The sequence below is a fragment of the Streptomyces sp. NPDC054887 genome, assembly GCF_053610585.1.
Genome location: NZ_JBSGYQ010000071.1, coordinates 24,650 through 36,177 on the forward strand (window position 1 = coordinate 24,650; position 11,528 = coordinate 36,177).

Genomic DNA, 11,528 nt, shown 5'->3' on the forward strand with positions numbered 1-11,528 from the left:
TGGGCACTGTGGATCCCATGACAGCGACCACTGCCGACATCACCCGTACCGACTCCAGGGCCGGCACCGGCGGTCCCAAGGACGACGGCCCCGAGATCCTGGAGCACATCATGGGCTGGACCCTCGTCGTGGTCCTCGCCATGTTCGTCACGCAGGCCGGCCTCCTGTAGCGGCCGGGCGCGTCAGGACGCCCTCAGCGTCAGCCCGTCGGTGACGATCGAGTCCGAGGTGACCAGCGCCTGCTCGGCGCGCACATCGGTCATGAAGACGAACGGCGGCACCACGGGCGGCTCCGGAAGGCCGTCCGGGGTGAAGGTGAGGCACAGGACGCCCTCCAGGCAGCCGCTGAACCGGGTGAGGTAGAGCGTCACATCACCCCTCAGGTCCAGGGTGTCGGCCGCCAGCGTCAGTTCCTCGCGTCCGTCGCGCGTGCGGAGGCGGTAGTCGGTCAGCGATGCGGACCGCATTCTGAGCACCATCGCCCGTACCGGGCCGTCGGCCGTCGGCACCTCCCTCACCCCGGCGACGAGGAACCCGTGCGGCGCGAACAGCGTCGTGGTCACGGCCGGCGGCGTACGGGCCGCGACGACCGCACCGGCGTCCCGCTCCTCCGGCGCCGGGCCCTGCCCGAGCGCCGCCAGCAGGACGACCGGCAGCGCCGCGGCGAGCGTCCGAGGGCCCTGCCCGCCGGGCGGCGGCGCGGCGGCGTCCTCCCGCTCCGGCACGGGCGTCCAGCCGAACCCCATCGCGCTGCCCGCGATGCCCAGCGCCGTCCCCACCACGAAACCACCGAGGTTGGTGGCGGCGAACGACAGGACGGACAGCAGCAGCGCGTTGACGCTCACGTAGTGGCGGGTGTGCGGCAGAAACCACAGGAACAGGCCGGCCACGACCAGGGCCAGTCCGATCCCGATCGCCGCCAGCCCGCCGAGCCCGAGGCTCACCAGCACGCTCAGCGGGGACAGGGGGACGAGCAGCAGCTCGATTCCGCCGAGGACCAGCAGCAGTCCGCCCCAGAAGGGGCGGGTCCGCCGCCAGGCGCGCAGCCTGCGCCGCCCGTCCGGGTGTCCGAGCCGCCCGCCCGGCCGGTCCCGGCCCGGCCGGCGCCGGGTCAGAAGCACTTCTCGCCGTCCAGGCTCACGTCGATGCTGAGCCCTTTCAGCCGGAAGTTCCCGCCGGTGGCCGACCAGGCGTGCGACTTCACGCCCGCCACCTCGATGTCCCCGGCCTGGAGTCCGAACTTTCCGGCCTCGCCCTTGACGCCGGGCACCTGGTCCAGCGTCGAGGCGTCCCTGCCGATCTGCGCCGTGCCGAAGCGGGCGTCGCCGACGAGGTCCTCGGCGTCGATGACCAGACTGCTGGCCGTCACGTCACCGGCCTTGCCGCCGGCCGTCAGCTTGAAGACGACCTTGCCGACGGGCGTTCCGACCTCGGCGGCCTGGCAGATGTCGCTGAGCCTGGCGTCCCCGATACCGAGCAGCGCCACCGGGTGGCCCTTGCCGTCCGCGGACCGGTCGGTCTGCACATAGCTGGACAGTCCCCGGCTCGTCAGTTTGCCCGACGCCACCTGGAAGCTCGTCCCGGACACGGCGAACGACGCGGCCAGCGCTCCCTGGCCCATCATCGACGCCATCACCGCGACGGCGAGGACCGCCGGTGTCGCGAGGACCGCTGTCTTCCGCCATGCCGTCCTGCCCTCGGCGGGCGGCTGTTCGAATGCGCTCACTTGTTCCTCCCGTACGTCGTCGCGGTGCGCGGGGGAAGTGCGTGGAGGTGCGGCGGGGCGTGTTTTCGAGTGCGCTGAGATCCGCCGACAGGCCGTCTGGCAAAGGGAGTTGGCGCAGCTCTGCCATACTGCGGACATCCTGTGGCAGTGGGAGACTAGGGCCGGTATTGAATATTAGTCAACAGCGTGGATCCAGCGAGCGCTCGCAGGTTCGCCGCGCCGAACTCATCGCGACCGGACGGAAGTTGTTCGCCGACACGTCGTACGACGCCCTGTCGGTGGACGACATCGCCCGGCACGCGGGCGTCGCCAAGGGCTTGATCTACTACTACTTCAAGAGCAAACGCGGCTACTACCTCGCGATCGTCGAGGAGTCGGTCGCCGAACTCGTCGCCCGGGCCGGCAGCGACCGTGACCTGCCGGCCGCCGAGCGCGTCCAGCGCACCATCGACGGCTATCTGCGCTACGCCCAGCACCACCAGGCCGCGTACCGCACGATCGTCACCGGCGGCGTCGGCTTCGACACCGAGGTGCAGGCCATCCGGGAGGCGGTGCGCGAGGAACTCATCGCCACCCTCGCGGAGGGCGCGTACGGCCGCCGCGACATCCCGCCGACCGCCCGGTTGGCCCTCATCGGCTGGTTGACCGGGGCCGAGGGGGTCACGCTGGACTGGCTGAGCCACCAGGAGCTCGGCCGCGACGCCGTGCGCGAGCTGCTCACGAGGCTGCTGCGCGCCACGCTCCGCACGATCGAGGAACTGGAGCCGAGCTGCCCGGCGCCGCCGGCGACCCCGTGACGTACGTCGTTCCATCGGGCATACTCAACGCGCCACAGCCGCTGGCCAGCGACTTCCGTGATCCGGAGGGATGCCGGCGGCCAGGCAGTGAGACCGGCGGCGCGGCCACACCCTGCGCGCGCGACCGCCGCAGCGCCCGACAGGGAGGAGAGCGCCCCCATGCCCGACCGCGCCCCGCAGCCGGTGGAACGTCAGCTGCCCACCGAGGAGTCCCGGGATCTGCTCGCGCTCGTGCGCGACATGATCCAGCGGGAGATCGCCCCCCGGGCCGCAGCCGAGGAGGACGCCGGGCACTTCCCGCGCGAGATCTTCGCCCTGCTTTCCGAATCCGGCCTGCTCGGCCTGCCGTACGACGCCGAGCACGGCGGCGGCGACCAGCCGTACGAGGTCTACCTCCAGGTACTCGAAGAGCTCGCCGCCGCCCGCCTCACGGTCGGCCTCGGCGTCAGCGTCCACAGCCTCGCCTGCCACGCGCTGGCGGGCTACGGCACCAAGGAGCAGCAGGCGGCGCACCTGCCCGCCATGCTCGGCGGCGGCCTGCTCGGCGCCTACTGCCTCTCGGAGCCGGCCTCCGGATCGGACGCCGCCTCGCTGAGCACCAAGGCCGTGCGCGACGGCGACGACTGGGTCATCACCGGCACGAAGGCGTGGATCACCCACGGGGGGATCGCCGACTTCTACACCGTTCTGGCCCGTACGGGCGAAGAGGGCCCCCGGGGCATCACCGCCTTCCTGGTGCCCGGCGACGCCGGGGGGCTGAACGCCGCGGCGCCCGAGAAGAAGATGGGCATGAAGGGCTCGCCCACCGCTCAGCTCCACTTCGACGGTGTACGGGTCCCGGACTCCCGCCGCATCGGTGAGGAGGGCCAGGGCTTCGCGATCGCGCTGTCCGCCCTCGACTCGGGGCGGCTCGGCATCGCCGCCTGCGCGATCGGGGTCGCCCAGGCGGCCCTGGACGAGGCCGTCTCGTACGCCACCGGCCGGCAGCAGTTCGGCCGGCCGATCGCCGACTTCCAGGGCCTGCGCTTCATGCTCGCCGACATGGCCACCCAGATCGAGGCGGGCCGGTCGCTCTACCTCGCGGCGGCGCGCCTGCGGGACGCCGGGCGGCCGTTCTCGCGGGAGGCCGCGATGGCGAAGCTGTTCTGCACCGACGCGGCGATGCGCGTGACGACCGACGCCGTCCAGGTGCTCGGCGGCTACGGCTACACGCTGGACTTCCCTGTCGAGCGCTTCATGCGCGAGGCCAAGGTGCTCCAGATCGTCGAGGGGACGAACCAGATTCAGCGCATGGTCATCGCCCGCCGTCTCGTAGGTCCCGAGACGCGCTGAGCCGCGCCGCGTCCGGCCAGGCCGGGGACGCCACGAGCCGGACCCACTCCGGGTCGCGGCGTCCCGGCAGGGTGCGGCCGTGGCTGTGCCACTGCCGCAGGAGCGCCCGGAAGAGGGGCGGGTCCGTGGGGTGCGGAACCGATTCTGCGGTAACGGAGGGCGGGGGAGCGAGACGCCGGCGTCCGTCGCCGACCTGGGTGTACTGCAGGGTCATATCGGGCCAACAGTCACAAGGCGTCCCGGGTTATCGGCCACGCCATTCGGGCTTCCGTTCGCGCGGTGAAGCACTCGCACCCCGAAGCGAACGACGCCTGTGCCCCCACCCCGCACGCCGGAGTCGGCGGACGGCCCTGACGCCACCGCACCGCGCGGCGACCGGACGCCTCTGCCGCCCCCCGCGCCCCGAAGTGATCAACGCCCCACCCGGTGGCCGGCGCGTCCGGGAGGGCGGAGCCGACCTGTCCCGGGTGACGGACGAACCCCCGCGCGCCGACGCGCGTATGGCCCCGGGCAGGGTTTCTGACGTACCGTCAAGTCCGCCGCCGGGGACCGCGCCTCCGGGCGACGCGTACGCCGTATCCCGCTACGTCCGCGCCCAGGAGGACCGCCGTGGCCGAGGACCGCCCGATCGCGCTCGACGAGTACCCCATCCACCAGGCCCCGTTGTCGATGAAGCACGTCGCCACCGGCCACCGCAACGCGTACGACCGCTGCATCTTCCACCTCGTCGACCACACCGGCCGCGCCCTGCTCGTCGCGGGGCTGGGTGTCTACCCGAACACCGGAGTGATCGACGCCTACGCCACCCTGCGCACCGGCGACCGGCTGCACGCCGTGCGCGCCTCGGACGCCCTCACCGACGACCGCATGAACCTCTCCGTCGGCCCCCTGCGGATCACCGTCGACGAGCCGCTGCGCCGCTTCACGCTCCACTGCGACCCGGACCCGGCCGACCCGGACTCCCTCGCGTACGACGTCACGTGGACGGCCCACTTCCCCGCCGTCTGGGAGCCGCACCACGTCCAGCGGCGCGGCGGCAGGCTGATGCTCGAAGGCCGCCGTTTCGTCCAGGCGGGCGGCTGTACGGGCGTGATCCGCGCCGGGGGAGAGGAGATCCCGCTGACCGCGGGGGAGTGGACCGGTACCCGCGACCGGAGCTGGGGCGTACGGCCGATCCCGGGCGAGGACGCCGGCCGGGCCGCCGCGGAGCACCCGCCCGAGGGCTTCCACTGGATCTGGGCGCCGGCGCGCTTCGACGACCGGTTCCTGATGGTGATCGCCCAGGAGGACGCCGACGGCCACCGGACCCTGAACGAGGCGCTGCTGGTGCGCGAGGGCGAGCGGGACGTCCAGCTCGGCTGGCCGCACGCCGACATCACGTACCGCCCGGGCACCCGCCACCCCGAAAGCGCCGTCGTCCACCTCACCGGACCGGGACCCGGCCGCGAGCCGCTGGAGCTCGGCGTCGAGGTCCTGTGCTCCTCGCCGCTGGCCGTCGGCGCGGGCTACCCGCCCGCGGCCGACTGGCAGCACGGCAGCTGGCAGGGGCGCGGCTGGACGGACCGCCGCACGTACGACCTCTCCGACCCCGCCGCACACCCCATGGCCGCGTACGGCGTCACCGACCACGCCGCCCGCTTCACCCTCGGCGGGCGGACCGGATACGGGATCTTCGAGCACGGCACGTTCGGCCGCCACGACCCGAGCGGCTTCACCGGCTTCGACTCCGTCGCCCCCTGAGCGTCCCCCTCACGACAGGAGTACGGCATGGCAACCGCACCCCGCCCCCGCACCACCACCCGCGACCCCCAGGAACTCGCCCGCCGCCTGACCGCGTGGCTCGGCGAGCGGCTGCCCGGCGCCCGGATCAGCGGCGTACGGGCGCCCGCCTCCAACGGCATGTCGAGCGAGACGCTGCTGTTCGACCTCGACCACCCGTCCGCACCGGCGCCGGCCTGCGCCCTGCGCCTGGCCGCCGACCCCGGCGCGTACAGCGTCTTCCCCGTCTACGACATGGCCCGCCAGCACCGTGTGATGAGCCTCGTCGCCCGCCACACGGGCGTCCCCGTGCCGCTTGTCCTGTGGCTGGAGGAGGACCCGGGCCCGCTCGGCGCTCCCTTCTTCGTCATGGAGCGCGCGGCGGGCCGCGTCCCGCCCGACGTGATGCCCTACACGTACGAGGGGAACTGGCTGTACGCGGCCACCGACGCCGAGCGGGCCCGCCTCCAGGACGCGACGCTCACCGTCCTCGCCCGCCTGCACGACCAGTTCCCGGCGCAGGAGGCCGAGTTCCTGATGGCGCCGGGCACGGGCAGTCCTCTGCGGCGCCACGTCGAGGCGCAACGGGCCTACTACGCCTGGGTGGTGGACGGCGTCGCCCGCTCACCGCTCATCGAGTCGGCCTTCGACTGGCTGGAGGCCCACTGGCCCGACGACACCGGTCCCGCCGTGCTGAGCTGGGGCGACGCCCGAATCGGCAACATCGTCTACGACGGGTTCGAGCCCGCCGCCGTACTCGACTGGGAGATGGCCTCCTGCGGGCCGCGCGAGCTCGACCTGGCCTGGACGGTCTACCTCCACCGCTTCTTCCAGGACCTCACGGTGAGCTTCGGCCTGCCCGGCCTGCCGGACTTCCTGCGGCGCGACGCCGTCGAGTCGCGGTACGCCGAACTCACCGGCCACACGCCGCGGGACATGGAGTTCCACACGCTGTACGCCGCCCTGCGGCACGCCGTGGTGATGCTGCGCATCGCCTACCGGCAGGTGCACTTCGGCGAGATCCGGGTCCCCGCGGACCCGGACACGATGATCCTGCACCGGGCGTCACTGGAGGCGATGGTGCGCGGAACCTACTGGCGGACGCCCTGAGGGCGGCAGGTCCTAGGCGGCGCGGCGCAGCTGCGACACCTTGAGCGGGCGCGATCCCGGCCCGCCGACGTGCGAGAACGGCTGCGTCCGCCAGTCGAGCCCCTGAGGGAGCGTCAACAGGAGGGCCGTCTCCTGCTCCTGCGCGTCCAGCGTCTCGTCGGCGGGCTCGGCGTCCGCCGCCGGGCGGCCGGTGCCCTCGCAGGGCGTCAGCCCGAACGGGTTCCACGGCGTGGGGCACTTCGCGTGCTCGGGCAGGACGTTCTCGTCCGCCAGCAACGCGATCGGCTGGACACAGTCCGGGCAGATCACCCGGAACATCTCGAAGGTGTCGTACGCGTCGAAATCGTCGATCTCGTCCTCGTCGACGCGATCGACGGGCTCCGGTTCGGTACGTCCGGTGCGCTTCAGGTTCTGCATGGAGACACTCCCCCTCGGGTGGGCCGACAAGGCGCCGCGGCCTCGACCACAGCAAGCACTTCCCCTCGCGCACGCGCGGTAATCGCGCCTGCCCGAAGGACACGGCTCCAGGCCTGTGGCGTTCGTCACATGCCCGCCGCAGGTGCCCCTCCCGTGAGACACCGGCTGTGCCTGAGGGCCTCCATGGCAATAGGTTGACCCGCTATGGAGGAGCTGGATCGTCAGATCGTGGATTTGCTCGTCAAGGACGGGCGGATGAGCTACACCGACCTGGGCAAGGCCACGGGCCTGTCCACGTCGGCCGTGCACCAGCGGGTGCGCAGGCTGGAACAGCGGGGCGTCATCCGTGGCTACGCCGCGGTGGTCGACCCCGAGGCCGTCGGGCTGCCGCTCACCGCTTTCATCTCGGTGAAACCGTTCGACCCCAGCGCCCCCGACGACATCTCGGAACGGCTCGCGGGCGTCCCGGAGATCGAGGCGTGCCACAGCGTGGCGGGCGACGAGAACTACATCCTCAAGGTGCGGGTCGCCACCCCGCTGGAACTGGAGCACCTGCTGACCCGAATCCGTTCCCTGGCCGGCGTGTCCACCCGTACGACCGTCGTCCTCTCCACCCCCTACGAAGCCCGCCCGCCGCAGGTCTGACCACCGGGCACGACCGCTCCCGAACGCCCCCCGCGCACGGCTCGCCCCGCGCGAGGGGCGAGACTGTTCACCATGACCGAGCGCGACGCCCCCACCCTCCAGGCCGACCACCGCACCGTGCTGCTGCGCGGCGGCGAGGTCCACAGCCCCGCCGACCCCTTCGCCACCGCGATGGTCGTCGAACGCGGACACATCGCCTGGGTGGGCTCCGAAGGGGCCGCCGACGCGTTCGCCCCAGGCGTCGACGAGGTGATCGACCTCGAAGGGGCGCTGGTCACTCCCGCGTTCACGGACGCACACGTGCACACCACCTCCACCGGCCTCGCGCTCACCGGCCTCGACGTCTCCGGCGCGCGGAGTCTCGCCGAGGCGCTGGAGCTCGTACGGGCGCACGCCGCCTCGGCGCAGGCCGGCCGGATCCTGCTCGGGCACGGCTGGGACGCCACGCGCTGGCCCGAGCAGCGGCCGCCGTCGCGCGCCGAACTCGACGAGGCGGCCGGTGGCCGGCCGCTGTACCTGCCCCGGATCGACGTCCACTCGGCCGTCGTCACCACCGCCCTCCTCGACCTGGTCCCGGGCGTGACCGGCCTGACCGGTTACCACCCGGACGCCCCCCTCACCGCCGCCGCCCACCACGCGGTGCGCGCCGCGGCGCACGGGGCCGTCACCCCGCAGCAGCGCGCCGAGGCGCAGCGCGCGGCGCTCGCCCACGCGGCCTCGCTCGGCATCGGAACGGTGCACGAGTGCGCGGGCCCCGAGATCTCCTCCGAGGAGGACTTCACCGCCCTGCTGAAGCTGGCGGCCGGTGAGCCGGGCCCCCGCGTCTTCGGCTACTGGGCCGAGCAGGTCACCGGCGCGAAGGACGCCCGACGCGTCCGCGAACTCGGTGCCGTCGGCGCGGCGGGGGACCTCTTCGTCGACGGGTCCCTCGGCTCGCACACCGCCTGCCTGCACACCCCGTACGCCGACGCCTCCCACACCGGATCCGCCTTCCTCGACACGGCGGACGTGGCGGCCCACGTCACCGCCTGCACCGAGGCCGGACTCCAGGCCGGCTTCCACGCCATCGGCGACGCCGCGCTCACCTCGGTGGTGGACGGCGTCCGCGCGGCGGCCGACAAGCTCGGCCCGGCCCGCGTCCGCGCCGCCCGCCACCGGGTCGAGCACGCCGAGATGCTCACCCCCGCCACCGTCGCCGCCTTCGCCGAGTTCGCCCTCACCGCGTCGGTGCAGCCCGCCTTCGACGCCGCCTGGGGCGGCGAGGACGGGATGTACGCCCGCCGCCTGGGCGCCGACCGGGCCCGTACGCTCAACCCGTACGCCGCCCTGCTGCGCGCCGGGGTGCCGCTGGCCTTCGGTTCCGACAGCCCCGTCACCCCGCTCGACCCGTGGGGCACGGTCCGCGCGGCGGCCTTCCACCGGACGCCCGAGCACCGCGTCTCCGTACGCGCCGCCTTCGCCGCCCACACGCGCGGCGGCTGGCGCGCCGTCGGCCGCGACGACGCGGGAACCCTGGTCCCCGGGGCGCTCGCCGACTACGCGGTCTGGCGCGCCGACGCACTCGTGGTGCAGGCGCCCGACGACCGGGTCGCCCGCTGGTCGACCGACCCGCGCTCGGGCACGCCCGGCCTGCCCGACCTCACGCCCGGCGCCCAACTCCCCGTCTGCCTGCGGACGGTGGTCTTCGGACAAACTGTTTACGAGCGGCCGAACGAGTGATGTGCGCCGACCGCGTACGGCCGATCGGTAATCCACCGGGGTTCCGTGGCCGGTCCGTACCTTCCGCACTGACCTGCTGATTTGGGCGAACACCGCAGGTCAAACGGCTGTTGACAGGAAGCGGCCACCGGCGGGTAGGTTCGGCGGGGTCCACCGCAGGACGACCGGCCGGCAAACCTCCACGCAGTCGGCGAACGCCGCTGGGTCATGGGGCGGTGCGCCGCACCGGCGCGCCCGTACTCGGAGCCAGGTTCAGCGCCCGCGCCTCGGGGGCGAGGGAAGGTTTCGGCCGACCGGCAGGTGGGATCCGGGTGGGGCCCGGACGTTCAGTAGACAACGGCTCTCGGCCGACCCGCAGCCGGCGGGCCCGGGACCGGACCGAAGGACACCGGGCCCCGACCCGCAGAAGCGCGTGCGCCGCCGGAACCCGCGCGCCGCGCGAACCCGTGTGCTTCCTCCCGCCGACTTCCGTGCCGACCCGCCGACCATGCTCGCTATGGTGGGGCAACGGTGTACGGACATTAAGGGGAAGCAGTGAACGACGGCGGTCAGAGGCGTTACGGCCCGCTCGGCAGAGCCTTGGTGATCATTCCGACCTACAACGAGGCCGAGAACATCAAGCCGATCGTCTCCCGGGTGCGTGCCGCGGTGCCCGACGCGCACGTCCTGGTCGCTGACGACAACAGCCCCGACGGCACCGGCAAGGCCGCCGACGAGATCGCTGCCTCCGACGACCAGGTCCACGTCCTGCACCGCAAGGGCAAGGAAGGGCTCGGCGCCGCGTACCTTGCGGGCTTCCGCTGGGGCATCGAGCACGACTACGGCGTACTCGTCGAAATGGACGCGGACGGCTCGCACCAGCCCGAGGAACTGCCCCGGCTGCTGACCGCGCTGAAGGGGGCCGACCTGGTGCTCGGCTCGCGCTGGGTGCCGGGCGGTCGCGTCGTCAACTGGCCCCGGCACCGCGAGGTCCTCTCGCGCGGCGGCAGCACGTACTCGCGCGTGCTCCTCGGAGTGCCGATCCGGGACGTGACGGGCGGTTTCCGCGCCTTCCGCGCCGAGACCCTGGAAGGCCTCGGCCTCGAAGACGTCGCCTCCCAGGGGTACTGCTTCCAGGTCGACCTCGCCCGGCGCGCGGTCGAGGCCGGCTACAACGTCGTCGAGGTACCCATCACCTTCGTCGAACGCGAGCTGGGCGACAGCAAGATGAGCCGGGACATCGTCGTCGAGGCGCTGTGGCGCGTCACCGCGTGGGGCGTCGGCTCGCGGGCGAACAAGCTGCTGGGGCGCAAGCCCTCCTGATCACCCCCTTACGCCGCCCACGCGCCCGTCCAGGCACACTGGGGGCATGACGACCGGCTCACCGCCCCCGACCGCTCCCCGGCGCTCGCGCGCCCGCACCTTCGTACCGCTCGGCGTCACCGCCTGGCTGGTGCTCGAGGTCTGGCTCCTGACCGTGCTGGCCGACGCCGCGGGCGGCTTCACCGTCCTGCTGCTGCTTGTCGCGGGCGCCCTGCTCGGCGCGGTGGTGGTCAAGCGGGCGGGCCGGCGGGCCTTCAAGAACCTCACCGAGACCCTCCAGCGGCAGCAGGCGGGGGAGACGCCCGCACAGCGCCGCCTGGGCAGCGGCAGCGGCTTCCTGATGCTCGGCGGCCTGCTGCTGATGCTGCCGGGGATGATCTCGGACGCGGCGGGGCTGCTGCTCCTCGTGCCGCCCGTCCGGACGTTCCTCGGACGGCGCGCGGAGCGTTCCCTGGAACGCCGGATGAGCGCGGCGGGCGGCGGACGCCTGGGTGACGCCTTCCAGCAGGCCCGTATGAACCGCCCGGACGGCAAGGTCGTGCAGGGCGAGGTCATCAGACAGGACGGGTCGCCCGCCCCGCGGCGCGACGAGGACGGACCGCGGCCGCCGCTGACGCCCTGACCGGTGCGCGCCGCTGCCCCCTGACCGGCGCGCGGAGCGCTCCTGGTCCTAGAACGACAAGAGCCGCGGGGGTGTGACACAGACTCGCTGTGTCACACCC

General features: G+C 73.2%; 12 protein-coding genes. 9 read left to right on the plus strand and 3 right to left on the minus strand.

The window, feature by feature from the left end; genetic code table 11:
- The first annotated feature begins 17 nt into the window (after positions 1 to 17).
- A complete protein-coding gene (locus ACWGH0_RS29475; RefSeq protein WP_453407304.1) occupies positions 18 to 170 on the plus strand; it encodes an SCO1431 family membrane protein in 153 nt (50 codons plus the stop codon).
- Positions 171 to 182: 12 nt separating this feature from the next.
- Here ACWGH0_RS29475 and ACWGH0_RS29480 read toward each other — a convergent pair whose 3' ends face one another.
- Together ACWGH0_RS29480 and ACWGH0_RS29485 are read right to left on the minus strand one after the other, a co-directional pair.
- Positions 183 to 1,121, minus strand: a complete 939-nt coding sequence (locus ACWGH0_RS29480) for a DUF6114 domain-containing protein (protein WP_453407305.1) — start codon at positions 1,119 to 1,121, stop codon at positions 183 to 185.
- Entirely contained in the window at positions 1,112 to 1,633 is a 522-nt protein-coding gene (locus ACWGH0_RS29485) for a DUF6230 family protein (RefSeq protein ID WP_453407315.1), read from the minus strand. Before ACWGH0_RS29485 ends, ACWGH0_RS29480 begins: the two co-directional genes overlap by 10 nt.
- A 260-nt stretch (positions 1,634 to 1,893) precedes the next feature.
- On the opposite strand from ACWGH0_RS29485, the gene ACWGH0_RS29490 reads away from it, so the two are divergent.
- The 4 genes from ACWGH0_RS29490 (at position 1,894) to ACWGH0_RS29505 (ending at position 6,723) form a co-directional block, all read left to right on the plus strand.
- Positions 1,894 to 2,523, plus strand: coding sequence for a TetR/AcrR family transcriptional regulator (locus tag ACWGH0_RS29490; RefSeq protein ID WP_453407306.1), 630 nt, complete (start codon positions 1,894 to 1,896; stop codon positions 2,521 to 2,523).
- A gap of 159 nt (positions 2,524 to 2,682) precedes the next feature.
- Entirely contained in the window at positions 2,683 to 3,855 is a 1,173-nt protein-coding gene (locus ACWGH0_RS29495; protein ID WP_453407307.1) for an acyl-CoA dehydrogenase family protein, read from the plus strand.
- A 609-nt stretch (positions 3,856 to 4,464) separates the two neighbouring features.
- On the plus strand, positions 4,465 to 5,595 hold the full coding sequence (locus ACWGH0_RS29500) for a hypothetical protein (RefSeq protein WP_453407308.1): 1,131 nt from the start codon (positions 4,465 to 4,467) through the stop codon (positions 5,593 to 5,595).
- 27 nt (positions 5,596 to 5,622) lie between these two features.
- Positions 5,623 to 6,723 (plus strand): phosphotransferase family protein, encoded by a 1,101-nt coding sequence (locus ACWGH0_RS29505; RefSeq protein WP_453407309.1) that lies wholly within the window; start codon positions 5,623 to 5,625, stop codon positions 6,721 to 6,723.
- Positions 6,724 to 6,735: 12 nt separating this feature from the next.
- On the opposite strand, the gene ACWGH0_RS29510 is transcribed toward ACWGH0_RS29505, so the two are convergent.
- Positions 6,736 to 7,140: a hypothetical protein gene (locus ACWGH0_RS29510; RefSeq protein ID WP_453407310.1), complete on the minus strand. Its 405-nt coding sequence runs from the start codon at positions 7,138 to 7,140 to the stop codon at positions 6,736 to 6,738.
- A gap of 204 nt (positions 7,141 to 7,344) precedes the next feature.
- Between ACWGH0_RS29510 and ACWGH0_RS29515 the strand changes: the two genes are divergently transcribed.
- The 4 genes from ACWGH0_RS29515 to fxsA all read left to right on the plus strand — a co-directional run bounded on the left by ACWGH0_RS29515 (position 7,345) and on the right by fxsA (position 11,428).
- A complete protein-coding gene (locus ACWGH0_RS29515) occupies positions 7,345 to 7,785 on the plus strand; it encodes an Lrp/AsnC family transcriptional regulator (protein ID WP_214970885.1) in 441 nt (146 codons plus the stop codon).
- Positions 7,786 to 7,857: 72 nt separating this feature from the next.
- A complete protein-coding gene (locus ACWGH0_RS29520; protein WP_453407311.1) occupies positions 7,858 to 9,504 on the plus strand; it encodes an amidohydrolase in 1,647 nt (548 codons plus the stop codon).
- Positions 9,505 to 10,038: 534 nt separating this feature from the next.
- On the plus strand, positions 10,039 to 10,806 hold the full coding sequence (locus tag ACWGH0_RS29525) for a polyprenol monophosphomannose synthase (protein WP_453407312.1): 768 nt from the start codon (positions 10,039 to 10,041) through the stop codon (positions 10,804 to 10,806).
- A 46-nt stretch (positions 10,807 to 10,852) separates the two neighbouring features.
- Positions 10,853 to 11,428: an FxsA family membrane protein gene (fxsA, locus tag ACWGH0_RS29530; protein ID WP_453407313.1), complete on the plus strand. Its 576-nt coding sequence runs from the start codon at positions 10,853 to 10,855 to the stop codon at positions 11,426 to 11,428.
- Positions 11,429 to 11,528: the final 100 nt, after the last annotated feature.